Source organism: Allopusillimonas ginsengisoli (genome assembly GCF_004153455.1).
Lineage (GTDB): Bacteria > Pseudomonadota > Gammaproteobacteria > Burkholderiales > Burkholderiaceae_B > Allopusillimonas > Allopusillimonas ginsengisoli.
Window position 1 is genome coordinate 1 of record NZ_SDQE01000002.1, and the last position, 25,010, is coordinate 25,010.

The 25,010-nt window shown below is 54.8% G+C and carries 26 protein-coding genes and 2 pseudogenes; 8 read left to right on the forward strand and 20 right to left on the reverse strand.

Annotated features, from left to right (window positions below; all coding sequences use genetic code 11):
* Positions 1–240: 240 nt before the first annotated feature.
* Positions 241–435: a hypothetical protein gene (locus tag ERE07_RS22235; RefSeq protein ID WP_342366238.1), complete on the forward strand. Its 195-nt coding sequence runs from the start codon at positions 241–243 to the stop codon at positions 433–435.
* On the opposite strand, the pseudogene tnpC reads toward ERE07_RS22235, so the two are convergent.
* The 13 genes and pseudogenes from tnpC to ERE07_RS04960 form a co-directional block, all read right to left on the reverse strand.
* Positions 418–1,797, reverse strand: a pseudogene (tnpC, locus tag ERE07_RS04910) (IS66 family transposase); the annotation flags it as partial. The gene ERE07_RS22235 and the pseudogene tnpC sit on opposite strands and share 18 nt — an antisense overlap.
* Entirely contained in the window at positions 1,766–2,056 is a 291-nt protein-coding gene (gene tnpB, locus ERE07_RS22325) for an IS66 family insertion sequence element accessory protein TnpB (protein WP_425330956.1), read from the reverse strand. The pseudogene tnpC and the gene tnpB, both read right to left, overlap by 32 nt.
* A complete protein-coding gene (tnpA, locus tag ERE07_RS04920) occupies positions 2,023–2,397 on the reverse strand; it encodes an IS66-like element accessory protein TnpA (protein WP_130007718.1) in 375 nt (124 codons plus the stop codon). Before tnpA ends, tnpB begins: the two co-directional genes overlap by 34 nt.
* 54 nt (positions 2,398–2,451) lie before the next feature.
* A pseudogene (locus ERE07_RS04925) lies at positions 2,452–2,619 on the reverse strand (integrase core domain-containing protein); the annotation flags it as partial.
* Positions 2,620–3,048: 429 nt separating this feature from the next.
* A complete protein-coding gene (locus ERE07_RS21985; protein WP_245153465.1) occupies positions 3,049–3,438 on the reverse strand; it encodes a group II intron maturase-specific domain-containing protein in 390 nt (129 codons plus the stop codon).
* A gap of 6 nt (positions 3,439–3,444) precedes the next feature.
* Positions 3,445–3,711 carry a reverse transcriptase domain-containing protein gene (locus tag ERE07_RS21990; protein WP_245153539.1) on the reverse strand — a complete coding sequence of 89 codons (267 nt, stop codon included), beginning with the start codon at positions 3,709–3,711 and terminating at the stop codon, positions 3,445–3,447.
* Positions 3,600–4,118 (reverse strand): reverse transcriptase family protein, encoded by a 519-nt coding sequence (locus tag ERE07_RS21995; protein WP_245153557.1) that lies wholly within the window; start codon positions 4,116–4,118, stop codon positions 3,600–3,602. Before ERE07_RS21995 ends, ERE07_RS21990 begins: the two co-directional genes overlap by 112 nt.
* 573 nt (positions 4,119–4,691) lie before the next feature.
* Positions 4,692–5,507: an enoyl-CoA hydratase-related protein gene (locus tag ERE07_RS04935; protein WP_130007719.1), complete on the reverse strand. Its 816-nt coding sequence runs from the start codon at positions 5,505–5,507 to the stop codon at positions 4,692–4,694.
* A complete protein-coding gene (locus ERE07_RS04940; RefSeq protein WP_130007720.1) occupies positions 5,504–6,742 on the reverse strand; it encodes a CaiB/BaiF CoA transferase family protein in 1,239 nt (412 codons plus the stop codon). The genes ERE07_RS04935 and ERE07_RS04940 overlap by 4 nt, the downstream gene beginning before the upstream one ends.
* Positions 6,739–7,722: an ABC transporter substrate-binding protein gene (locus tag ERE07_RS04945; RefSeq protein ID WP_167670734.1), complete on the reverse strand. Its 984-nt coding sequence runs from the start codon at positions 7,720–7,722 to the stop codon at positions 6,739–6,741. Before ERE07_RS04945 ends, ERE07_RS04940 begins: the two co-directional genes overlap by 4 nt.
* A gap of 151 nt (positions 7,723–7,873) precedes the next feature.
* Positions 7,874–8,740 (reverse strand): ABC transporter permease, encoded by an 867-nt coding sequence (locus ERE07_RS04950; RefSeq protein ID WP_130007722.1) that lies wholly within the window; start codon positions 8,738–8,740, stop codon positions 7,874–7,876.
* A complete protein-coding gene (locus ERE07_RS04955) occupies positions 8,737–9,594 on the reverse strand; it encodes an ABC transporter ATP-binding protein (protein WP_130007723.1) in 858 nt (285 codons plus the stop codon). Before ERE07_RS04955 ends, ERE07_RS04950 begins: the two co-directional genes overlap by 4 nt.
* Positions 9,591–10,502 carry a 3-hydroxyacyl-CoA dehydrogenase family protein gene (locus ERE07_RS04960; RefSeq protein ID WP_209021091.1) on the reverse strand — a complete coding sequence of 304 codons (912 nt, stop codon included), beginning with the start codon at positions 10,500–10,502 and terminating at the stop codon, positions 9,591–9,593. Before ERE07_RS04960 ends, ERE07_RS04955 begins: the two co-directional genes overlap by 4 nt.
* Before the next feature lie 180 nt (positions 10,503–10,682).
* On the opposite strand from ERE07_RS04960, the gene ERE07_RS04965 reads away from it, so the two are divergent.
* The 4 genes from ERE07_RS04965 (at position 10,683) to ERE07_RS04980 (ending at position 14,309) form a co-directional block, all read left to right on the forward strand.
* Positions 10,683–11,504 carry a FadR/GntR family transcriptional regulator gene (locus tag ERE07_RS04965; RefSeq protein ID WP_130007724.1) on the forward strand — a complete coding sequence of 274 codons (822 nt, stop codon included), beginning with the start codon at positions 10,683–10,685 and terminating at the stop codon, positions 11,502–11,504.
* A gap of 71 nt (positions 11,505–11,575) precedes the next feature.
* On the forward strand, positions 11,576–12,742 hold the full coding sequence (locus ERE07_RS04970) for a mandelate racemase/muconate lactonizing enzyme family protein (RefSeq protein ID WP_130007725.1): 1,167 nt from the start codon (positions 11,576–11,578) through the stop codon (positions 12,740–12,742).
* Positions 12,739–13,893, forward strand: coding sequence for an acetyl-CoA acetyltransferase (locus ERE07_RS04975; RefSeq protein ID WP_130007726.1), 1,155 nt, complete (start codon positions 12,739–12,741; stop codon positions 13,891–13,893). The genes ERE07_RS04970 and ERE07_RS04975 overlap by 4 nt, the downstream gene beginning before the upstream one ends.
* 2 nt (positions 13,894–13,895) lie before the next feature.
* A complete protein-coding gene (locus ERE07_RS04980) occupies positions 13,896–14,309 on the forward strand; it encodes a Zn-ribbon domain-containing OB-fold protein (RefSeq protein ID WP_130007727.1) in 414 nt (137 codons plus the stop codon).
* Between the two features lie 226 nt (positions 14,310–14,535).
* Here ERE07_RS04980 and ERE07_RS04985 read toward each other — a convergent pair.
* A protein-coding gene (locus tag ERE07_RS04985) for an IS3 family transposase (protein WP_130007728.1) occupies positions 14,536–15,740 on the reverse strand; the annotation gives its coding sequence in 2 pieces (ribosomal slippage) (positions 14,536–15,458 and positions 15,458–15,740; 1,206 coding nt in all).
* A 128-nt stretch (positions 15,741–15,868) separates the two neighbouring features.
* Positions 15,869–16,630, reverse strand: coding sequence for an SDR family oxidoreductase (locus ERE07_RS04990; protein ID WP_130007729.1), 762 nt, complete (start codon positions 16,628–16,630; stop codon positions 15,869–15,871).
* Positions 16,631–16,799: 169 nt separating this feature from the next.
* On the opposite strand from ERE07_RS04990, the gene ERE07_RS04995 reads away from it, so the two are divergent.
* Both ERE07_RS04995 and ERE07_RS05005 read left to right on the forward strand, forming a co-directional pair.
* Positions 16,800–17,711: a LysR family transcriptional regulator gene (locus tag ERE07_RS04995; RefSeq protein ID WP_130007730.1), complete on the forward strand. Its 912-nt coding sequence runs from the start codon at positions 16,800–16,802 to the stop codon at positions 17,709–17,711.
* Between the two features lie 572 nt (positions 17,712–18,283).
* Positions 18,284–19,186 (forward strand): type IV toxin-antitoxin system AbiEi family antitoxin domain-containing protein, encoded by a 903-nt coding sequence (locus ERE07_RS05005; RefSeq protein WP_130007731.1) that lies wholly within the window; start codon positions 18,284–18,286, stop codon positions 19,184–19,186.
* Here the strand turns inward: ERE07_RS05005 and ERE07_RS05010 are convergent.
* Entirely contained in the window at positions 19,163–20,071 is a 909-nt protein-coding gene (locus tag ERE07_RS05010) for a nucleotidyl transferase AbiEii/AbiGii toxin family protein (RefSeq protein WP_130007732.1), read from the reverse strand. The two genes, ERE07_RS05005 and ERE07_RS05010, sit on opposite strands and share 24 nt — an antisense overlap.
* Before the next feature lie 189 nt (positions 20,072–20,260).
* Here ERE07_RS05010 and ERE07_RS05015 point away from each other — a divergent pair, with 189 nt between their 5' ends.
* The gene (locus ERE07_RS05015; protein ID WP_280634359.1) at positions 20,261–20,830 is read left to right on the forward strand and encodes an MFS transporter; all 570 of its coding nucleotides are present in this window, start codon (positions 20,261–20,263) and stop codon (positions 20,828–20,830) included.
* A gap of 108 nt (positions 20,831–20,938) precedes the next feature.
* Here the strand turns inward: ERE07_RS05015 and dsbG are convergent, their stop codons facing one another.
* From dsbG to dsbD, 4 genes are read right to left on the reverse strand one after another with little or no spacing between them, the layout of a single operon-like run.
* Complete coding sequence (gene dsbG / locus ERE07_RS05020; protein WP_130007733.1) at positions 20,939–21,712, reverse strand: thiol:disulfide interchange protein DsbG; 774 nt, start codon at positions 21,710–21,712, stop codon at positions 20,939–20,941.
* A 35-nt stretch (positions 21,713–21,747) separates the two neighbouring features.
* A complete protein-coding gene (locus ERE07_RS05025) occupies positions 21,748–22,296 on the reverse strand; it encodes a TlpA family protein disulfide reductase (protein ID WP_130007734.1) in 549 nt (182 codons plus the stop codon).
* The gene (locus ERE07_RS05030) at positions 22,296–23,129 is read right to left on the reverse strand and encodes a TlpA disulfide reductase family protein (protein ID WP_130007735.1); all 834 of its coding nucleotides are present in this window, start codon (positions 23,127–23,129) and stop codon (positions 22,296–22,298) included. The genes ERE07_RS05025 and ERE07_RS05030 overlap by 1 nt, the downstream gene beginning before the upstream one ends.
* A complete protein-coding gene (dsbD, locus tag ERE07_RS05035) occupies positions 23,126–24,973 on the reverse strand; it encodes a protein-disulfide reductase DsbD (RefSeq protein ID WP_245153467.1) in 1,848 nt (615 codons plus the stop codon). The genes ERE07_RS05030 and dsbD overlap by 4 nt, the downstream gene beginning before the upstream one ends.
* Positions 24,974–25,010: the final 37 nt, after the last annotated feature.

Genomic DNA, 25,010 nt, shown 5'->3' on the forward strand with positions numbered 1-25,010 from the left:
AGCACGTCTGACGAAGCGCTCGCAGTCATCGGTAGCATGGCAGGCCGATGGTCCGATCAGGATATCGCCGCATCGCTAAACCGGATGGGAATGCGGACCGGCCAAAACAAGACCTGGACGGTGCATCGCGTCAGCTCCATACGGCGCGTGCGAGACATCGATGCCTATCGATCGGCCCAGAAGAATGGGCAATGGTTGACGATGTCTGAGGCTGCAAAACTGCTTGGAGTCACCCATTACATGATTCGACGTCTGATCAATGATCGAGTGCTGCCTGCTGAACAGGTTATGCCCGATGCTCCATGGCAGATTCGTGCAAGCGATTTGCGCAGTGACGCTGTCACGGCGGCGTTGACGCGCAAACATCGCCCGTGTCGTAGCAATGTTGAAGGACAACTCCCAATGTTTATCGAGGTTTCGGAAGGAGGTGCATAATGAACGACCCTTCGCGATAGGCCGGATCTGGTTCTCGATCCAGTTGTTATCGATGGGTAATCGACCATCAACCAGGTAGCGCGTCAGCGCCGCCCAACGCTTCAAGCTGTAGTCCAGCGCTCGGGCAATGCCGGTACCGTCGGGCACCTTCAGTCGATGGGCTGCCATCCAGGTATGCAGTGCCTGGGCAATCGGCCTGGCCTGTTGCTCACGTAGGCGCTGGCGCGGCTCAGGCAGCAAGTCTGTCACCTGGGCTTCGATCTCATAGAGCTGCCCGATGGACTTCAGTGCCTGTTCAGCAATCAGGCTTTTGCCAGACTGATGTAGTTCGAAGAACTTGCGCCGGGCGTGCGCCATGCAACCGACTTCGGCAATGCCTTGCTCGAAGCACGCTTTATATCCACCGTAATCGTCGCAGATCAGTTCACCGCGCCAGTCACCCAGGAAGGCCCTGGCGTGAGCACCACTACGTCCTTCGGTGAAGTCGTAAACAACGGCTTTCAGATCCTGGAAGGCGCCGGGAGCATAGGCCCACAGATACGCGCGATGGGTCTTCTTGCTCCCTGGTTGCAGGACTTGAACAGGTGTTTCGTCCACATGCACCACCGGCTCGTTCAGGATGGCCTCGCGCAGGGCATCGACCAGCGGCTGCAAGCGCACCCCGCATACGCCTACCCATTCAGCAAGCGTAGAGCGGGGGATCCTTAAACCGGCGCGCGCAAAGATCTGTTCTTGGCGATACAGCGGCAGGTGGTCGGCATACTTTGCAACCAACACGTGGGTCAGTAACCCGGAGGTGGCGATCCCCTTGTCGATGACCTGTGCCGGCATGGGCGCTTGGGTCAACGTCTCGCACTGGCGGCAAGCCCACTTGCCCCGGACATGCTGCTCGACGCGCAGCACGCCAGGGATAAAATCCAACTTCTCGGTGATGTCCTCACCGATGCGCTGCATCTGGCAGCCACAGGTGCAGGTGGTAGAGTGCGGTTCGTGGCGCACCTGGATACGGGGCAACTCCGGCGGCAAGGCCTGACGCTTAGGCTGAGACACAGCCTTTTTCTCAGCGGGCTGTCCGCCCAGACTGATCAGTTCCTGTTCGATGGCAGCGATGTCGGCATCGACCGCGTCTTCCAGCAACAAGCCCTGTTCACCGCCAAGCTGTTCGCTCTTCTTGCCGAAGCGATAGCGGCGCAGCACCGCAATCTCATGCGTGAGCTTACCGATGTGGGTTTCCTTGAACTGGATGTCGTGCGCTTGCTTGGCCACGACCTGGCGGGTTTCATCGAGCTCACCCATTAATTGCCTAGCCAAGGCCCGCAGGGCCTCGGCATCAAGCTGTTCGAGGGTAGGGGCAGATTTCACAGACATGGCCGCCATGATGCCATGGCTGTGAGCGGCGCACAGCCAGCCAGATGCCGAAGCCGTCACACGCCAGGACCTTTAGCCGTGTGCCACGGCGGTTAGCAAATACATAAGCGTGATGCGGCTGCGAGGCGCCGAAGACTTCCACTACCCTGGCCAGTAGCCGATCCATGCCGCTACGCATGTCCACGGGTTCGACGGCTAACCAGATTCTCTCGATGCGGATCACCGAAACAGTTCCCGCAGCCAGGCGGCGCACTCGCCAGCGGCCTGTGCGGGCCAGCTCACTCGCGCTTGCAAACTACCCCGTTGCAGTTGAACCTCGATGGCCACCGACGCAGTCTGTGCGCTATGGCGTGTGCTCATCGCGCAGCCCGCCGTGGCAACGACAGGAATAAACGCCGGCGCGTCCGACAGTGTCAGTTCACCGCGCCTGGCTTCGCGGCGCCAGCGCTGCACCATGTTCGGGTTCAGGCCGTGTGCAATGGCGATGCCCGCGACCGAAGCGCCAGGCTGCTCACAAGCCTGAAGAATCTGTGCCTTGAGGGCCTTGCTGTGCTTGCGCCGCGCGGGTCGCTGGACTGAAGTGTTTGGATCCATGAATAGTCCCCACTAAAAACAAGTGGGGACTATCGTCCCGATCGCTACGCTCCATCAAGGTGTGTTCGGCAGACGCTTACATTCGTTGGTCAGGTTTCCCACAAACTCGTGTGGGGTTTGGTAATTTAGACTCGAATGCGGTCGGATCTCATTGTAGTGGCGACGCCAGTCCTCAATGAATACCCGGGCCTCTAGTCGGTTGAGGAACCATTCCATCGACAGATATGAACTCGTGGCCATTTTTGCTCCTAGCTATCTTTTAGGTGGCTCCCGATATTCGAAAATTTAGCCAAGTATGCAACGCTCATGTAAGACTTTGCCCTCTATTAATGCGTGTTGATCATAAGGCTAACAGAAATGGTTATCTTTGCCGCCCTAGCCGAGTTTGAGCGGCACTTGATTATGGAACGAACATATACCGAGCTGGCTGCTGCGCGTGGGGGCAAAGGTGGACGGCCCGGCCTCTCTGCAGAAAAGATCCCGGCCATTCGCACAATAGCAGCGAACGGCCACGGCCCGGCTGAAGTTTGCAAAGTCCTGGGCATCGGTCGTAGCACGTTCTACAAGCACACACGAGGCAATCGAGTAGGGTGAGGGGTTACCCCCTCAGCCCTCTCACACCACCGTACGTGCGGTTCCGCATACGGCGGTTCAGTGGATACGCTGGAGGCCGACCACTGTCTTGTGGATCGAGACCAGTCCGAGCCGCTGGAACCAGGCGTTCGGATACGCCTGTTCCATATGCGAAGCGCCCGCATTCCACCACGGCCCACGACCATTGACGCTGGATTTCCATGCCCGATCAGAGTCCAACCCCTGAGTCAACAGGTATCGTTGTCGAGCTCGTGGTCGTTTCCATTGCCGCCATAGCAGGCAGCGCAGCCGACGGCGCACCCATCCATCCAGATTCCTCATCCGCTTATGCTGAACACTTAGGCGGAAGTAATTCGCCCAGCCCCGCAGCAGCGGGTTGAGCGTCTGGATGGTGCATGCCAGGGATTGACCGCGCCCCTGACGCATCAGTTCTCGCACCCGCTGCATCAATCGCTAGATGCTTTGGGGGGCGATCCTGATGTGCGCCTCTTTGAGCCGGGTAGCCACGCGGTAGCCCAGGAACTTACAGGTTCCGGGGCGTGCCACCTTGCTCTTGGCTTCATTCACAACAAGCCTCAAGGCCTTCTCAAGATAGGCCCTGGTACTCGTCATGACGCGTTCGCCCGCCCGTTTGCTGCCCACGCAAATATTGCAGTCATCGGCATACCGGCAGAACGCCAGCCCTCGAGCTTCCAGGTGGTGATCCAGGCCCGTGAGCACGATGTCCGATAGCAGCGGCGACAGCGACCCACCACCGTCGGTACGCCCAGCGTGCGAACCCCGCCGTCTGGCTTGGGAATGTCCGCTCGACGCACCGATTGCGGTATATAGCTGCCATCCAGCAGCGCTTCGTGTACACACGGCCAGTGCTGTTTCAACCAAGCGCCCAGGTCCTCAGTAGTCATGGCGTCTACGCCGGCAGCCCCCTTGTTCCTGAGCACCCGGCGATACGCCTGACTCATGTTCTCGCGTTCTACGACGCGCTCCATGAGCGCTTCGTCCTCCGATTTCGTTTGCCCGCATGTTGCCGTGCGCATCTCAGCACCCCGAACGCCCTCGGACAGCTTCCGGCCGCCTACCTCGTCCTTGGCCCCTGTCTCCAGGGCTTCTGCTTCATCAACACACATCGAGATCATTCGTCCTACTCTCGGTAACCTCTGTTCGGGCCTTCGTCGGTGGGTGCTCATCGGCTCACCGCCTTCTCCACCGCCTACTATGCCCTCTGCTGACTTCTGATCGTGCATCCCGCCACCTCGCGGTGGACAGTAGCCAGTCTCCCAGCACCCGATCAGATCTCCCCGGGTATTGCGCACCCACTTGCACGCCTATGCCTGTCGGATCTACGTTGCATCGTTCCGGACATGTATCGGGCTTCGACGATTATGGCCGCCTGACCCCGATGCAACGCCTCATCCGCTTCCTGTGCGTCAGGCCGGCGCTTTGCCATCCGGCTTCCTTCAGACTCGCAGTCACCCGCGAAACCCTTGCCGTAGGCTAACTCTTCCCCTTGTCGGGCGAGTAAGGGACTTGCACCCTCTAGTGGGTGCGCCCTGCCGGGCGCACCATAAAAAAACCCGCAAGCTGTGCGGGCATCGATGGTGATAAAGGATTTTTTTCCAGGCCGTAAATTTATCGTCGAGACGGTTTCAGTGTACCAGGTTCGAGAATACGGCAAAGCCAGCTGGTCAGATCTAATCATTCTAATCCAATAGCAAATGGAGATCCGCTTCCCCTTCCGCTACCCAAGTCGGCGCACGCTTCTCACCGAAGGCCGCCATGCCCTCCATTGCTTCAACCGTTGCGAACAACTCGGCCGATAGTCGCTGCATCGCTGTGATCTCTTGCAATGGGGATTCTCTAGCGAGTTCACGTACCAAGCTCTTAGTGGCCCGCTGGCCACCGGGCGCCCCTTTTAATACGGCCTTCATTTCCGGACCGATATCAGTGGTTGGATCTGTGGCAATCCGAGTAACAAGCCCTAGCCGTAATGCTTCCTCTGCACCGAAGCTTTCCCCACTCAATAACCAGGGCTTGAGCGCTCTAGAGCTAAGACCTGCTAGGCTGAAACTGCCTACTAGCGCTGGTGCAACTCCCACCCGCACTTCACTGAAGGCGAAATCAGCACCGCTGGAACATACAACGATATCGCTGCATGCAATTAGGCCAATGCCACCGCCACGCACACGGCCGGCTACTCGGCAAATCACCGGTGCCGGATATGCCCAAAGGGTCGCGAGCAACTGCCCGAGCAACGCCGAATGGCGTTGTGGCTGATTCTTTAATGCCAACCGTTCCTTCAAGTCGACACCAGCACTAAAAACATCACCAGTGTGATCAATAACCAGCATCCGAGCGCAACGCTGAGCGCTCCGCTCGATCGCGTCAATAATTGCTTCCATCAAACAGATCGAGAGGGCGTTGCGATTGGCCGGAGAGTCAACTAACAGCCGGTCAATTAAACCGTATTGGCTTACTATGAGTGGTGTCCTAGCCGCTGTACCGCCAGTGCTTTTCATGTGCGGCTCCGATCGGTGATTATGCCAGTGCTCAGAAGCTCTTCTATATGATTAGACGAAAAACCGGCTTCAAGCAGGATCTCCTTCGAGTGCTCCCCAATCGCCGGCGCATAACCAAAGGGCGCCGCGGGGGTACGATCCATCTTGATTGGATTATCAACCACGGTGTACCTGCCAAATTCCGGATGCTGCATACAGCGCAGCATACCGTTGTGATCAAACTGTGGGTCGACAATGGCCTCTTCCAGCGTATTCACAGGAGCACAGGGAACTCCCAATCGCCGCAGTGGTGTCATCCAGTGCTCGCGCGGCGCGCTGGCGAAGAGCCGTTGAAGTCCATCGACAAGCTCCACGCGGTAATCGATGCGGGCCGTGTTTCTGGTATAGCGTGGATCACGCGTGACCGGATCATCAATCGCCTCCCCGATTTTCTTCCAGATGTCATCGGATAAGCAAGCCAATACGAAATAACCATCTTCTGCCAGGAAAGCTTGATACGGCACTGCCTGCGGATGCCCACTGCCCCAGGGGCGCATCGGCACGTGGGTATGCATATATTCAGTGACCAAATTAGGCATGGTGGCAAAGCCGCTATCGGCCAAATTCAGTTCAACTTTCTGGCCAACACCATCGCGATCCCGAGCACGCAACGCTGTGATAGCACTGAAGCATAGGAGAAATGATGTAACGATATCTGTGATTGACGGACCCGCCTTCAACGGCGGACCGGCATGTTCTCCAGTCATTGCCATGATGCCGCTAACGGCTTGGCCCAGCAGGTCAAGGCCGGGCTCGAGCGAGCGCGGACCCGTTTCTCCGAACGCTGTCACCGAGCAATAGACGATCTCGGGCCGAATTTTGGCGATACTTTCGTAATCAAGCCGAAGTTTCTGCACCGCAGCTACGCGTAGATTAGTAATAAAAATATCCGCATCGCACAGTAAGCTCTCAAGCACTTGATGGCCCGCGGAGCGCTTCAGGTCTATAGCGATCGAACGCTTACTCCGATTAATGCTATGGAAATAAATGCTTTCGCCCGGCGCGAACTTCTGATCCATCTTACGCAGAAAATCCCCGCCCGGCGCCTCCACCTTGATCACCTCGGCACCAAGGTCACCCATAAGGCTGGTGGCATATGGGCCAGCCATGGCATGAGTGCAGTCTATGATCCGTATTCCTGCCAGTGGCAGCTGCTCACGTGCGACGCCAGCGATACCCTTAGTCTCTTCTCTCATTCGGTCCACTCCTTGGCATCACGTTCAACGGTCACGATGTCATACTCGGCTGCATCTTTGGCAATATCCAACGCTGTTACTTCGCTAGCTTTGAGTGGCCGCTCGATAATCTTATTTTTGAAAAAGAAATCGAGTGATTTCTGCACAGTCATTTGGTCTAAGTAACCGGTCAAATTATCGGACCCCAGCTGATCCATCACCTTGAAGCGGCGATCCACGAGGCTGAGCGCTTGATTAATCGCCTTAGCCTCGTCGATGTTGCTTGGCTTTTGATCAGGGTGCGCTTTCCAGTGAATCTGTACCGCAGCCAACGGATTCGCTGCAGCAAAGTGTTGGCCAGCATTAAAACCACGAAGGAACTCGACTACAATATCGCGATTCTCAGTAAGGTATTTCTTCGTCGTTACCAGACCCAACGTGCCTGGTTGATCATCCATAATACTGGGCAACGAGCGCATCGAGACATCAAGAATACTACCGATCGTTCCCAAAGGGCCGTCGTAACTGGCATAAGCATCGATGTGCCCTTGCTTCAATGCATTGGCAGCACCAGCACCGACACCGACCGGTAGCCATTTCACATCTTTATCAGGATCCAGGCCAGCCCCAGCTAATGCGGCACGGCCGTAAAGGAAACTAGCCGAAGTTAGAGTCTGAACGCCAATCGTCTTGCCTTTCAAATCGGCTTGATTTTTGATCGCACTTCCTTCAGGCACCGCGGTGTGCCAAATATTACCGGCCGCCAAGCTTATCACCTGCAGTTCGGGGTGCTTAGTCGCCAGTGAATACATCGCCGACATACCAAGATTGGCAATATCCGCTTGGCCAGTCAGCAGGGCTTGTAAATTCTGAATTGCTCCCTTTGTTACCAACACTTTCACATCAAGACCTTTCCAATAATCCATGGCCATCGGTACTGATGTGTAGGGAGCCGTATCGATCGCCAACGTTGGGTTACCGACTGCAAATACGACCTTCACAGGCCCACCACCCGCGGCAGCCACGCTACTGCCAACGAGCGCTGTACCAGCTAGCATTGTTAGGAGAAAACGCCGCCGCACTCTACTTGTGCGATGTATCAGTTGATACGACATGGTAATTCCTTTGAAATGAATGGGAAAATGAAATCGCTTATTCTTCGAAGAGCAGCAGTGATCGCAGGAAGCGCATCAGTTGGTACAGGCTGGTGCCGATGCAACCGAGGATGAAAAGGACGGCATATACCGAAGCCATGTCACCGAAACCAGTACGAGCCTGGATTCGATAGCCCAGACCTTGCTCGGCACCAACGAACTCCCCAACGATTACGCCCAGCAACGACACCACCACGGCTACATCCATGGCAGCGAAAATATAAGGCAGCGCACTGGGGAGTCGCAGATAGCGCAACTCCTGCCAACGGCTGGCACCGAAGGAGCGCAATAGTCGTAATTCATCGGCATTGATTTGCGATAAGCCCGCTACGGTATTGGCGAACACAGGGAAGAATGCAAGCAATGCACCAATAACGATTTTGGGCAACAGGCCATAGCCCAACCAAGCCACCAGCACTGGAGCAATCGCGATCTTCGGGAAAGTCTGCAGAAAGACGACATAGGGAAAGGCCGCCATTCGTAATACCGGCACGTAAGCAAATAAAGCCCCCAAGGTCAGCGCGACCGTGATACCGCAAACGAAACCGATCATTGTTTCCTTCAATGTCACCCAGATATCGATCCACCAGGTCACTTCGCCGCCAATCAACCCTTGGTACAACGCAATAGCAACGCTCTCCGGTGCGGGCAAGACAATAGTCGAGACCCATTGCTGGTGCACAGCTAACTTCCAAAAAAATAAGATTGAGAGCCCCATAGCTATGGCCAGTACAACAGCGATTGTGCGGGTATGATCCCTGGGGAAAGTTTGCTGGGCTCGCGAGGTCATGGCGCTCGCGGACGAATTCACCGAGAATGTATCCTGGACATTTGAATCTTCAGTTTTCAGTTCGAGCATTGTCATTGAGCTTGGCCCTCCCCAGCAAATACCCCCATTGGTCCGGCTGTACCCGAAACAGAAGATTCATTGAGTGCCGTTCGAATGCTGCGCACTAATCCCATAAAGTTGGCCTCGTCCCGCATCTCAGCCCGACGCGGCCGGGATACGGGGATATTGATCACGTCAAGCACCCGGCCCGGGCGCGGTGCCATAATCACCACCCGATCGGACAGATAAACGGCTTCACTAATGTTATGGGTTACAAAGACGACCGTCTTGCGCCGCTGCGTCCAAAGGCGCAGAAGCTCGTCATTGAGGAGGTCACGTGTGAATTCATCGAGTGCGGCAAATGGTTCATCCATCAGCAGCACGTTCGGATCCGTGACCAAAGCTCGCACGATCGACGCCCGTTGCTGCATACCACCAGACAACTCATGCGGGAAACGATCCTTAAATGCACTCAAGCCCGTCACCGCAAGCAGCTCATTGGCGCGCCGATGCACATCATCATCTAAGCTGTGCATAATGCGCGCGGGCAATAGCACATTTTCCAGCACAGTCTTCCAGCGAAGCAAGGTCGGTTTCTGGAAGGCGATGCTCACCGTCGGATCGCCAGCGTATATTGGATGATTATCAACAGTTACATTACCAGTAGTGGCGCTCAGCAAACCGCAGATCATCATCAACAATGTTGTCTTACCACACCCACTAGGCCCAACTAGACTAATGAATTCGCCAGGCGCAATCGACAGATCGACCGGAAGCAAGGCCTGTACGGGAGAGCTACCAGAGCGCTGATAGAGTTTGGAAGTATCGCGAATATCGATACGTCCACATATTCCTTTAACGGGTCCGGTAGCAAAAACGGAGGCTGTCATAGGTGCTCCACCCTTCCGTTCAGGCCGAGTAAAGGCTGCAACCCCTGCACAGCGTCCCCTTGATAGGCGTAGAAACCGACGCCGCTTTTTTTCCCTAATTGGCCGGCGGCTACCAAACGTTCGAGAATAGCTGGGGCCCGATATTCTGGCTCTCCGGAGCGTGTCAACATACTGCGTAGATTATTGAGGCGAGCGTCGAGACCCACTAGATCGGCCAGCTCCAACGGCCCCATTGGATGTCCATAGCCAAGCCGCATGGCTTTGTCGATGTCAGCCACTGAAGCCACTCCTTCTTCGACCAATCGCATCGCTGCATTACCCAGAAGCAGACCTAACCGACTCGTAACGAAGCCAGGCACGTCGCGCACCACAATTGGATCCTTGCCCAGCCGTGCGCAGAGTGCCCTAGCATCTGCCACGGTCTCCTGCGAGGTCGCGGCACCAGTTACGATTTCAACGAGAGCCATCCGATGCACCGGGTTAAAAAAGTGCATACCGATTACACGATCCGATCCTCCGCAGGCCTGGGCTAGCGTCGAAACACTCATAGTCGACGTATTACTCGCCAATAATGCATACTGGGGTGCACACGCATGTATCTGCGCGAAGATCTCGATCTTAGCCTGTTCAATTTCGGGAATTGCTTCGATTACAACATTAGCCTCGCGCACTGCTTCGGCCAAATTAGTACTACAGCGGAATGCCTCCAAGCCCGCAGCGGTCGAAACCACTGCCCGTTGGAGTCGACGCTCGATCGTCGTGCGCGCAGCTTCTAGGGCCTCCGGCGCCAAATCCACCAAAGTGGTCGCCAATCCCGCTTGTAAGGCCGCAGTCGCGATGCCGCGCCCCATGGTTCCTGCACCGATTACAACCAATCGTAAAGTCGGGGGATGAGTCGAAAAGTTCAACAATTTCTTGGTCTCCTTTATGTTTGCTTACTGGCGCGCGGCGCATAGATGTCTGACCTTAACCGCGTATTCGCTCGTTATTATCGGAAAGTCGTTTAAACATCAGACGTCAGATTATCATCGATTTTTTAGCTTTGCAAGCTTGACTTATCAGACCTTTATAATTTAATCTTACACACTATGAAAAAAACCATTCCATTTCCGCTCGACGATGAAAAATATAATTCTGGGTTTGGGCCCAAGACATGCAGGCCTGATAATCATCGGACGTCATACCTTAGAAGCTCCGGCATTGGAAAAGTGACCGAGCGGGTGGTGCATGAGATCCGTGCCTACATTGAATCCAATAACCTGCAGCCTGGCGATAGACTTCCACCGGAGCGTTACTTCATCGAGCAGCTTAAGGTCAGCCGATCTTCACTACGCGAAGCCATGCGGGTGTTAACCACACTAGGTCTGGTGGAAGTTCGGCATGGCGACGGTACGTATGTAGCCGCGGCCACTGCAACTTGGAGAGCCTCATCGGTAGCAATTTTTGACGCGACCGAGGAAAACGCGCTACGCAATCTAGTCGAGACGCGGGTCGGCATTGAAATTGCAGTAGTAAATGCAGTGGTTCAGCGCGCCTCAGAGGAGGATTTCGATCGCCTTGAGCAATTGCTCGATCAACAAGCTGAAGAGATGACCAAGAATCCTTCTTACGCTTGGGAACCGCTAGAGTTCGAACTGGCGCTGATTGAGATCACTGGTAACACTTGGCTTTACGAGGTCGAATTGATGTTGCAGGACGCTTGGCGCTCATTATCAGGTGGGTTAAAGGCCAGTGTTGGTCGTTACGCCGAATGGCATAGCGAGCATCGCGCAATTTTGGCTTCGCTGCGCTCCCGTAACGTCACACAGGCGCAGCGTTTGGTGATGGCGCATGTCAGTTTCGACCGTTTCGAAGCTGATTTGCAGGCACCGCGCACTCGCAGCGCCAAGGACCGGCCGAGCCGCGATTAAAACAATTTAAAAATCAAGAATGATCGTCCATCTATGTCCATCTTTTCTTAAATATCAATTGAAGGAATCCAATGAGCAGCATTACTGAATTAAAGCGCCAAACGTTAAACCCAGCCGATCTGAAAATCGAGCGTTTGGAGTTTATCCCAATACGAGTACCGCTGAAGCGCCGGTTCAAAGGCAGCCACTATTCAATGACCTCGCGCTGTACCATCGTTACCCGCATTTATACGGCGGGTGGCTTAATCGGCGAAGCTTATAATGGCGATACTGATGCTGAGCAATCTGTTATTTTGAGCATTCTTCGCAATGAGATCGCGCCTAATATAATTGGCCGTTCAGCCCTTAATATCGAAGGGGCTTGGGAGGCTATGTTGCCTTCCACCTATGATATTTTACGTGACCGGTCATTATCACTGCAAGCCATCGCCTGTGTTGATACGGCGTTGTGGGATCTATTCGGTAAGGCGGTTGGCCTACCGCTGTTCCAGATTTGGGGCGGGTATCGTAATCGTCTGCAGGTAATCTGTATCGGTGGCTATTATGCTGCCGAGGGCGAGAACGAGGATGCCGAGATTACCAGGCAGATCGAAAAATATTTGGAACTCGGATTCGGCGGCTGCAAATTCAAAGTTGGCGGACGTTCGCCCGAAGTCGATGCCCAACGCACTCGGCTAGCTCGTAAGATTGCCGGCGATGATTTTGTATTAATGGTCGACGCTAATCAGGGTTATACACGGCAGCAAGCGATCCAATTCTGCCGTGCCACTGCTGACCTTAATTTACGTTGGTTTGAGGAGCCATGCCAATGGCTCAATGATCGCTTCTCGATGCGTGATGTCCGATTGGCAGCTGGTGTCTCTGTAGCTGCCGGTCAGAGTGAATCCACGCGGGCTGGCCAGCGCGATCTGATCGCTTCTGGCGCTATCGATGTCTGCAACGCCGATGCTAGTTGGATCGGTGGGCCAAGTGAATGGTTGCGTGTTGCTGCCATAGCATCAGCCTACGAAGTTCAGATGGGGCACCACGAAGAGCCGCAGGTCTCGGCCCACCTGTTGGCTTCTATTCCGCACGGAACCTATATCGAGACTTTCGATCCGGACCGTGATCCAATCTTCTGGAACCTCATTGCTAATCGGCAGACTTTTGAGGGCGGGTACTATACCGTCCCTCAAGGACCGGGACTTGGCCTTGAGTTGGATTGGGAATACATCAATCGTTATAGGTCTGTGCAATGAGCACGGGCGTGGCTTTCGTGGGCGCCGCCGAGGCAGATCAGATCGGCGTGGTACCGGACAAAAATGCGTTGCAGATGCACGCCGAAGCGGCACTAAATGCACTGACACACGCGAACCTCTCGTTGCGTGACGTCGATGCCCATTATACCTGCGGTGTAGATTTTATGCCCAGTTTGTTGGTAGCTGAGTACTTGGGCATCACGCCAAAAATCTCCGGTAGCAACTCGATCGGCGGATCATCATTTGTAGCCCATCTACACGAAGCGATACAAGCAATTCAATCAGGCATTTGCGAAGTAGCACTCATCACGCACGGGGAAACCCGTCGGTCCAACCGCAAGCGGAATATTCAGACGCGACCGCACCACTTCGATCCTTGGTTGCCTGACTGGCAATGGGAACGTATCTACGGCGTCGAATCGCCACCGGCAGCTTACGCCCTCGCCGCCACTCGGCATATGCACGAATATGGTAGTACCAGTGAGCAAATGGCCGAGATCGCCGTAGCCACTCGCAAGTGGGCCGCGCTCAACCCGCGTGCATATCGGCGTGCCCCGTTGACTGTGGATGAGATCATGGAATCGCCGTGGCTAGTTTATCCCTTTCATCTTGCGGATTGCTGCTTGGTGACGGATTCGGGCGGGGCCGTTGTATTGACCAGTACTAGCCGAGCGAGGCAGCTTGGAGTCCCAGTGGTCGAAGTGCTGGCCTCTGCCGTGGCCACTAGCCACTATCAAATTAGCCAGATGCCAAGTTTGACGGAGACGCCGGCCAAGCGCACGGGTGCGGAGGTCTTCGCCCGGGCTGGATTGAAGCCATCTGATATCGACGTAGCCGAGTTATATGATTCCTTTACCTATACAGTGCTGGTCACGTTGGAAGATCTCGGATTTTGCGCTAAAGGCGAAGGTGGCGCTTTTGTCTCTGGACAGCGAACAGCGCCTGATGGAAGTTTTCCACTCAATACTAGCGGCGGTGGATTATCATACAACCATCCCGGAATGTTCGGTATGTATCTCATGATCGAGGCGGTACGCCAGCTACGCGGTGAATGCGGACCACGCCAAGTGGCAGATGCTAAAACCGTACTGGTCAATGCTATGGGCGGTTATCTCTCTAGTGCAGCCACCGCTATTCTGGCGAGGATATAGGCATGGCTATTTTTCCACAACCCATTATCTCCCCAAGCCCGGATGCCGTCGAATTCTGGGAAAGCGCGCGCGAACAGCGATTGATACTGCCATTTTGCAATGCTTGTCAGGCGCATTTTTTTTACCCTCGCTCAGGTTGCCCAAGTTGTGGTTCTCGCGATATAGCCTGGGTGCAAGCTAGCGGCCGCGGCGAAATATATTCATATTGCATTCACTACAGCACATCCATCCCCGAACTACGTAATGCAGTACCTTTTGTTACAGCCTTAGTTACTCTGGAGGAAGGGCCGCGCATGATGACTTGCTTGGTAGATGTTGAACCTGAACCTATGGCAGTCCATTGCGGAATGGCAGTGGAGGTTACCTTTGTTAAATCTACGAACGGTTTTATGGTACCAATGTTCCGTCCGACTTAGCTAGTGGTCATCGATAATAGTTGGAGCATGTGTAGCAGGGATTCTATAGCGTCAAGCCTGGCACGGGATCGGATATGCTACGGCAGCTGTGCCCGAAAGCGGGCAACAGGCGGATAATCTGTATATTTCGCATCTGGCATACCGAACTGAACCGAGAAGCGCTTGTTGTTTGATGGTTAGGCGCTTTTGATGTTGCCCCTGAATTTTGTAGCTCTCAGTTCGAGGGTTATGCGGCCATTTTATGCTGACCCGCATGCCAGCTTTTCTCGTAATCCATAGGGCTCACATACCCTAGACTCGAATGAAGCCGTCTGTGATTATAAAAGGCGATCCAGTCCATCACGGCCCGAATTGCCTCCTGGTGAGTGTCGAACTTTCTCCCGTAGAGACTGGCAGCTTTCAGGCGCGCCCAGAAGCTTTCGGTCGGGGCGTTATCCCAGCAGTCTCCTTTTCTGCTCATTGATGAACGGATTTGCCAGTCACACAAGGCGTGTTGGAATTCATGGCTGCAATACTGGCTGCCACGGTCGCTATGGAAGATCAGGTCTGCTGGCGGACGTCGCCCAGACCAAGCCATGGCCATAGCGTCTTTTACCAAGCTGGTCTGCATACGTGGCCTCATGTTCCATCCCACAACTTGTCGGCTAAACAGATCGATGACGGCTGCCAAATACAGCCAACCTTCTCCTGTGGGAATATAGGTGATATCGCCGCTCCAGAGCTGATTGGGCGCCTGGGGACTGAACTGGCGATTGACCAGGTTCGGCGCAATCGGCAATTTGTGTTTGCTGTCGGTGGTGAGCACGAATTTACGCTTCGTTCTGGCGCGTATGCCATGGCGCTTCATCAATACACGCACCCGTTCCTTTCCCACCCGAATTTCTCGACTACCCAGTTCCTTGTGCATACGCGGCCATCCATATTCTTCTTTGACTTCAGCGTGAATAGCTCGAATATTGGCCAGGATGCATTCATCGCTAAACCGGCCCGCGCAGCCCGCTGGCGGCCTCTGGCTGCGACGACGCCGCCAGTTGAAGAATCCGCTGTCGCTGACATCGAGCACTGGACACATCGTCCGGATGGGCCAGTGCGCCTTCATTTCTTGAACCCAGGCGTACCTTGCAGCGTGTCCTGCGCAAAGTACGCCGCCGCTTTTTTTGCGATATCGCGCTCCATCGTCAGCCGAGCATTCTCGGCCCTCAGGCGCGCAATTTCCATCTGTTCCGGTGTCACTGTGTTTTCCGGCTTCTGGGCACTACCCGGCCCACCCATTTCTCCACGTGCATGCTGGCGTACCCAATTGCTCAAGCTGGCCTTCGGTATGCCCAGCGTTCTGGCCACTGACGCGATGGATTGCCCCCCAGTAACCTGCCGGACACCCTCCTGCTTGAATTCCAATGTGTATCTGCTACGCGATTGATAATCTGACATCTTCTGCTCCTTGGTTCCAATTTAAATCGGAACTAAGGGCTACGTCATTCAGGGGCAAGGTCATTCTGAAGATGCTTCAGATATGAAACTCATGCCTGTTGTTCCTGAGACGTTGTTGTGCTGACTTCTCAAGCGAACCCCCCGTTGGCTCGAAGAACCTGGCCATTGATCCAACTGCCATCGGCGCCCACAAGAAAGGACACCGCCCGCGCGATGTCTTCAGGCGTCCCCAACCGTTCCAGCGGTGCGATCTTGCTGAGCCGAAGGACATCCTCGTTGCTCTTTCCCTTGAGAAACAGGTCGGTAGCAACGGGACCCGGGGCTACCGCGTTGACCGTAATACTGCGGCCTCTCAGCTCATTGGCCAGCACACGGATCAAACCCTCAACGCCTGCCTTCGCTGCGATATAAGGACCGTACTCGGGAAAGGATTTGGCGATCACACTGGATGACAGGGCAACAATGCGCCCACCTGCCTGCATATATTGGGCTGCATTTCCCAAGACGAGAAAAGCTCCCCGAAGGTTCGTTTGAATGATGCGATCGAAGATATCGATGCTTTCGGGAGCAATCGGACCGAGCTGCATCACACCAGCGCTGTGCACAACCACCGAGATAGAACCGAAGGCTTGCGTGGCCGTGTCAAAAAGCCTCTTTACATCATCATGCTGAGATACATCCGCCTGTATCGCGATCGCTTCACCACCCAGCGCCTGAATATCGGAGACGACTTTCTGAGCTGCCGATGTGTTGCCTGAGTAATTGACGACCATTTTGAATCCATCAGCGGCTAAGCGCAGCGCGATGGAATGACCTATACCCCGGGAGGCTCCCGTTACGATAGCAGTGGGGACGATTGGTATTGAGGATGAAGACTTGGTAGTGCTCATGATCGTTTCCTTTAATCAGATAAGATGAAACAATGTGTGCGACCTGAATCCTTCTCATCTGAATCATCGAGTTGGCAGATCACAGAATGCATGATAGCTATCAGCCGTCACCGCATAAATGACATGAAATTGCCTTGTTAATTCAAAAGTCCTCAACAATAGGATCGTTATGGATCGCTTCGATGCTCTTCAACTCTTCGCACGGATCGTCGAGCTGGGCAGCTTTACCGAAGCTGCGAGCGTGCTCGAAATTCCGCGCGCCACAGCAACACATACAATTAAAAAGCTGGAAAAAAGATTGGGCGCGCGCTTGCTGGATCGCACCACACGCCACGTCAAACCCACTCTGGATGGACAAGCTTTTTATGAACGCACCCAGCGGGTCTTGGCTGAACTGGAAGATGCAGAAGCATCACTCAGCACGCATATAGCCAACCCACACGGGACACTACGTTTGGACTTGCATGGGGCACATGCGAATTCAATCATCCTGCCTCGTATCGGTGAATTCAGGGACAGCTACCCCAAAATAAATATCGTCATCAATAGTGGCGACCGTCTGGTCGACTTGGTCAAGGAAGGCATAGACTGCGTGGTACGAGCTGGCCATCCGCGCGATTCGTCGCTTGTCGTTAGCAAGCTGGCCAACATGCCGGAGGTGATCTGCGCCAGCCCTAAGTACCTGGCGCGATATGGCACACCCAAGCACCCTGAAGAGTTGGCCGAATACCAGGCGGTAGGATTCTTCGCGAATGGCAACGAGAGCCGCTATCCCTTCACTGTCATTATCGATGGGCAGGCAGAGAATTTCAAAGCCAGTGGCTGGATGTCGGTCAGCAATGCCGAGTGTTACTTGAGCGCGGCGTTAGCAGGCTGCGGACTGATACAGTTGCCATTTTTTCGCGTAGAAGAACATCTGAAAACCGGACGCCTGGTTCAGGTGTTGAATGAGTGGGCGTGTCCGAATCTCCCTGTCTGTGCGCTTTACCCGTTCCATCGCCAGCTCTCGCCCAGAGTGCGTGTATTCATAGACTGGGTGCGAGAGTTATATAACGAAAAATTCGCCGCAGCCTCCGGCTGATCTTCAACAGAGCCACACGTTTTTCCTGTGCGAGCATGGTCGCCTGACCAACTGATTGAGAATACCTATCTGGACATGTTTCAGCGCTTAGGGAATGTCAGGTACCAGAACAATGCAACCTCCTGAGTATCGGGGTGCATCCCACGGTACAGGCAGCGATCATACCCACCGAGGACGAAACCGTACCGATCATAGAAGCGGCATCAGCGCGGTGAACCGTTGCACCCTGTCCGCGCATCGATGCCGTTGCCTGGTCTGTCCGGATGTCGTCAGGTGATGCGTTCATAGTGTTCCTTCAAGCGATACTCAGAGGTCGTCGCGCCATTCCGCGGTGGTTGAGACATCTGATTATTGGGCGTGACCTGTTACGCACATTAATTAGAACGCTTTCTGCCTTATCTTTGCTATGTGTCATATATGACGCATAGCATATCATAATTTCTATCCTCTTTCTATTATTTTTCTACCTAACCCTTTGATCTGCCTGACCACCAAGAGCTTGCTCTTCCATCATAAATATGATACTCTGTGTGGCATATATGCCACACAGAGATAACTAAACTGAGGCGACCATGGCAGCCCCAAGCCGTCTTCAAATTGCAAAAAAAGATATCGTCGCGGCCCTCACAAACGGACCACGGGTTTTGCGTGCCGACGATATCGCACGCCTGCTCAATCAAAACCGAGACTCATGGCGGTTAGCCCGGCGGACTACCTTACAAAACTTTATCGACTTTTTAATTGAGAAAGGTAAATTGAAGGCAGTTAAGTACCCGTTCCCGCAACGCGAAGTGACGGGCTATACCTGGGGTTCAGTATCCTTATACGAGACCCTAATGGGACTTGTTGACAGGGGGTTCTACAGTCACTACACGGCGCTACGCATCCATGGGCTAACCGAACAAGTGCCCAAGACAATTTATATCAATCGCGAAAAGGCACCTACTTCCCACGTTGGCAATGACGGCGCTGTTCTGTACGAACAAAAAGCCATAGACCAAGCCTTCAAGAACCCTCCCCGAATTACAAAGAATGAAATTGAATTGCCTGAAGAGCGTGTGCGTATCGTAATGCTGCAAAGTGCAAATCACGGAGGGCTTGGCATTACCGAAGGAATATTTAACGATGGTAGCGATCAGGGGGTGTTAATTCGCTACACTAATTTGGAACGAACCATGATCGATGTGGTGACTCGCCCCTTCTACTCTGGCGGTGTCGCCGAGGTTGCAAAGGCATTTGAGAATGCCAAAGGCACATTAGCTGTAAACAAGTTGTCTGCAATGCTCAAAACAATGAAATTCGGATACCCCTACCATCAGGCCATAGGCTTTTATCTAGAACGAGCCGGCTATAAAGATTCGCTGGTTGAGATTTTTCGACGGCAGCCTATAGCGCGCGATTTTTATCTTGCCTATGGGCTACAAAAAACCACGTTCGACGCGAAGTGGCGTCTACACATTCCACAAGGATTTTAGATTCTCTAGTTGTTCAATCACAAAATCAAAGTAATAATCAAAGGAGCGAATTTCACTTCCCGGGCTCATTGTTGCCCGTACCTCGTCGTAGCCTGTAGCGTGAAGTTCCCGCGTGTCAGCGACTTGCCCGAGCAGAGTGATTGGCACTCTTTTGACTTTAAACATTTCCTCGATCAAGTGTTTGACCCTTTCACTGCTAAGGTCAATATCGAACTTCTTCATTAGCGCCTCAATGTCGACAAAATCGCGTGCACGCTGATTGCCAAGGCCCTTACGCTTGATGATGTTTGCGTACTCCTCCATTTGTTGACATATGGCACGCAGTTTCTCACTGACAATCATTTCAGGTGAGTAGACATAAATGGTGTAGTTGTCTAGTTCGTGAGCTTCTTTATGCTCGACGTATTCATAGCGGCTAATGTCGACGGTGAATCTGGTGCCTTGGCCAAGATTGATAGCTTCTCGACGCATGATGTCTACGTCTTGGCCCACCTCATTTGCTCGTAACAGAGAGATGAGCTTGAACTCCACCAAATACCCACCCCAAAAAGAAGCCAAGTCTTCAGGCATTTTCCCAGGCCTGGGACTCATGGACAGATCGAACGCGAGGTAGCCTATTTCGGCAAAACCATTCCTAAGGGTCTCCTGGATTTTTGGCCATGCATTATCGCGGACAAAGCCGAGCTCCACTGAAAAATCTATGTCGACCGAGGCTCGAGAGTTCACCTGGTAGATAATATTCATAGCATTACCACCCTTCAAGACCAGCAAATCAAACAAGTCGTCATCAGAAAATAGTGAGGTAATGGTGGTTGTTTTGATAAGCTCGAGAAGGGGCGGGGTTGCCGCTTCAGCCGTTCTGCCTGATTTTTTGGGCGCTTTCATTTCTGTCGGTATGACGTGTAATGATTACATAGAGAGGCTAGCGAAAGCCGTTAACCAAACGAGAGCACAAAGGTCAATAACGCAAGCCAACCCTAACGCCAGCAGGCCAACATCTGTATCAACATATATCAGTCTGCTAGAAGCTTCGCATAGCGGGGTGCCACTTGGTAAACGTAAGTATGACATTGCGTGATAAAGCCAACCATTGCGAGCATCTACTACAACCAGCCACTACTGGACGCACTTAAGTATGATATTTCTGGCAATACATCTTGGGTAGGCTTCGCAGCCGCCACAACGCAAATCGGGTTCGCGACCGGTATGATCTTCATTTTGTTCGGCATCATTGCCGCCGCCGGGGCACTGGCCGCGCCCCTGGCGGGCAAGCTTGCCGACAAGCGCGGTCCGCCGACCGTAATCACCCAGTCGATCATGTTGACCACCGTCGCGTTCCTCATCTTTGGCGTCTCTAGAGCAAGCTTGCTGGGACTGGTACTCGGGGTCATCGTCCTGGATGTTGGTTTGCAGGCGGCTCAGGTATCCAATCAAGCGCGCATTTTTTCCCTTAAACCAGAAGCGCGTAGCCGAGTGAACACCGTCTATATGACGTTCTATTTCATTTGCGGCGCAACAGGTTCAGTCACCGGCGTTTATGCATGGCAACACTATGAGTGGAATGGTGTCGTCATCGCGGGTGTCGTCTTCACTGCCATCGCCTATGTGAATCATACGTTCGCGGGCCTTGTCTTTCAGGAGTAGCGTGGCTGCAAATCGTCCCGCACCGAATGCAACCCTGGTCCCTTTAACAAGACAACGCGATTGAGCGGTTGGCGGTGTAGCGAAAGAAACAACATCAACAGCCGCAGATCAGCGCGGCCCCAGAATCTCGATTAACGCATCTCCCTGCGGCATGCCACTGTGCTTCTCGATCAACCCCTCGTCATCCCGAACGACGATGCCAGGCGTGCCCCGAAACCCCATGGACAGCATAAGCATCTGGTTATCATCAAGAATCCGCTGCACATCGTCCGGAACGATCTTTGCGGGCCTTATGCCACCCTGATCGTACTGGATCTCGTTTTCCTGCAACGCCGCCGAAGGATCGGGCGAGCCGAGAATCGCCGCCGCTTTCGCTGGACTGTCCTCCTTAATGACCCCCACTAAAAGGTGTCGAAGTTGAACTTTCCCCGCATCCACCCAAGGACGCGCAGCCTCCCAGAACTGATGGCAATAGGGGCAGTTTGCGTCGGAGAAGGTGTAGATAACGCGCGGTGCATCGGCCTTGCCATCCGCCACCCACGTCGCCGACTCCAGTTCGGCCCAAGCCTGGTCACTGATCGGCTTGGCAACCAGGTTCTGCAGCGTCGCCTGATCAATGGGCTCGCCTTTGGCATTCAAGCGCGTGCCCGCAATGGCATTGCCGTCGGCCAGCACGTAGACCGCGACCGGACTGTCGCCCACGATGCCGGCAAAAGCGCGCACGCCGTCACCCGCCTCGAACTCCTGCTTGAAGATTACACCTTGATCTTCCAACGCCTCGATAACGGGTGGCTTGTCCGTGGCCTGCGCCTGACCACCGCTGGGCATCAGGATGAGAGGCGCCGCTGCAATAAAAGAAAAGAGCACACGCTGTGCAAACATAGTTGTTCCTTGCCTGAATCGGTTCCGATGGTTAATCAAAAATGGCGTGCTATCTTGGCCTCGAGATCAGCCATCGAGATCTCGCCCAGATGCAGATCCACCATGTGCCCTTGTGCGTCAAAGAAGAACGTCGTGGGCAAGCCGCCTGTTCGCATTTTCCGCATAGCCTCAGACGACGGATCGAGCAATACATCCTTCAAATTCAATCCTTCGTTTTGAAGAAAGGCCTTGGCCTGTTGAGCGCTTTCTCCCTGGTTGATCAAGACGAATGAAACGTGAGAAAACGTTTTCTGAGCTTGTTCAAGTACCGGCATTTCGCGGCGGCATGGAGGGCACCAGGTTGCCCACAGATTAAGCACTACAGGCGTGCCCACATACGAGCTCAGACGGATGAGACGCTCTTCCAGCGTCGCCAACTGCAAGTCCGGCAAAGATGGCAGAGGCTGCCCCGCTATCCCGTCGCTTTCCAGTGTCTGGCTGGCCAACGGTTTTTCGGCGTCGTCCGATCGATTGCAGCCCGCCAGCGACAAAAGGCTGACGGCGACAATGAAGAACCAACGTAAAGACAGGGTAAACATGGCCATCACTTGTCTTTACCAGATTTGGGGGGCAGGTCGAAACGACGCAATATCTTGTCTTTGAGGCTGGGCAGGGTGATCTCGCCTAAATGTGCGTCGACCTGGCGCCCTTGCGCATCGAAGAACACTGTTGTGGGCAAGCCGCGCGATCGCATTGCCTGCATGGCTTGGGAAGCAGGATCAAGCAAAACATCCGTCAAGCTCAAGCCCTCGCTCTCGAGAAACGCCTGGGCCTTTTGCGTGCTTTCGCCCTGATTGATCAAAACGAAGGCAACATCCGGAAACTGCGTCTGAGCCTGCTCAAACACTGGCATTTCGCGCCGGCATGGCGGGCACCAGCTCGCCCAAAGATTGAGCACCACCGGTCGCCCTGCATACTCGCGCAGTGAAACGGACTGTCCATCCAGCGTCGCCAACTGCAGGTCTGGCAAAGGCGGGGCGGAACGCAGAAAGAGAGCGAGCACACCGCCCGCAAGGATCCAGACGATGACACCGGCCATGACACCTCCCAGCACGGAGACGCGCAGGGTTCGAGCGGATCGCGTCCGACGCCAAATGTAAGCAACAGCCACCAGCACGCCGAGCCACCAGGTGAATCCACCATCGCCGATGGCGATCATGGATTTGGGCGCTGCCGAATACTCCTCCCACCATTGCGCGATGTAGCCCAGGCGGGCTGCCAATAGCCCCCAAACCACTGCATCAAGAATCATTGACCCCGCTGCTTTGCCAGGCATATCTGGCATCCGCCGGCTCACGATTCGTGCGGTCATCCAGGCCACCAGTATGGCGGCAATGACAGTGACGACCTGGATAGAGAATGGACCAATGCCGATCATGACACGCTCGCCGCATCCAGGCGCTCCAGAAAGCCACCTGCACCGATCTCGCCCACCACACGCAGATCCCGGCGTTCCTTACCATCCGGCCCCACCAGTATGAGCGTGGGCGGCCCCATGACGCCCCAGTGCTTGAGCAGTTCCTTATCCACGGCATCGTTGCGCGTCACATCGGGCCGCACGACTTGCATGTGCGCCAGCCGTGATGCGACGGCAGGATCGCCAAACACATTACGCTCGATCACATGGCAGCTGACACACCAGTCTGCGTAGAAATCAATCAAAGTCCACTGGCCGCGCGCGAAGCCTTCCGCCATAAGCGTCTCGACGTCGGTCACTGATTTCGCCTGTATAAAGCTCACTTCGGAAGTTGCCGTGGCCGCAGCCGGCGCACCGCGCAAATGCGCCAGAGGCTGCAAGATTGCCGCGCCTCCCGAAGCAGCGCCAACGAGCATTAAGATGGACCACAGGCCGGCGAACACTGCTCCCGAACGCAGGGTCCACGCCAACCGCTGCTCGGCAGCCACGGCTTGCGCCCAAGCGACGAGCCCTACGGCCACCAACAATATCCAGGTTCCCCAGAGAAAAAGGCTCATCGCACCGTTCAAGAAACGTGTCAGCATCATCACTGCCATGCCGACCATGACATAGCCGAAGACCACGCGCACCCTATCCATCCATGCGCCGGGCTTGGGCAGGATGCGGGCGCCGAATATCGCAATCGCCAGCAACGGCAGGCCCATGCCCAGACCCAGCGCAAACAAGGCCAATCCACCCTGAATGACGCTGCCCGTCTGCCCGATGTATAACAGCGCGCCCGCCAAGGGTGCGGTCATGCACGGGCCTACCAAAAGCGCCGATAGAAAGCCCAGCACGGCCGCGCCGGTGATGCTGCCACCTGAACCCGCAGGCCCGGCGGCCTGAACGCGATTCATCAACGCGGAAGGCAAGCGCAGCTCAAACAGGCCGAATAACGAGCTGGCCAGGATGAGGAACAGCAAAGCGAAAGCGCCGAGCAGCCATGGCGACTGCAGCGTGGCCTGCAAATTGGCGCCAGCCAGTCCTGCCGCGGCCCCCACAGCCGCATATGTGCCGGCCATCGCCACAACGTATGATGACGACAAGACAAAGGCTCGCCGCGGCTTGGCCTGGCTACCAACGACCATGGTCGAGACGATGGGAATCATAGGCAATGTGCATGGCGTAAATGCCAACAACAGACCGAATCCGAAAAACAGTAGCGTACCAGTGACAGGCCCCAACGTTGCAAGCCGCCGGGCCGCCGCCTGATCCTCGCCATCGCCGTTGTCCCAAGGCGTGCTGGCCGCATCGGCCTCGCGCTGCACGGTCTGTTCGGACTGCGATCCCTCGGACGGTTGTTCGGCTGTTTGCTCACCAGCCACGGCGGGCGCCGCGCCTGCGCTGATCTGTATAGTCTGTGGTGGATAGCAAATACCCTCTTCCGCACACCCCTGCCAATGCAGCGTCAGCGGGCCAGACGCTGTCGCGGGATAACGCAGGCGGGCGGCGCTAGCTGTATAGATTTCCGTATCGCCAAAGAACTCGTCGTGCTTGGGGGTTCCGGCAGGAAGGGCTAAATCGATTTCGTTATCTTGACCGTCGACCAGCTTCAGTGAATGCCTATAAACATAATAGCGGTCCGCAACATGCCCTTGCACCACGTACTCGCTGCCTTGTTGCCGCACTTGTTCCAGCGTGAATACGTCCTCAGGATCAAGAAACTCAGGCTCATTGCCTGAAAACAGGCTGCTGCCGGCCCAGGCACTCCCCAGAGCAAAACAACACAAAATCAACGCTGCACGGGCAATCCGATAAACCGACAAGCTGGAATCCTCCAAGTGATTTGCGTAGATAATGCAC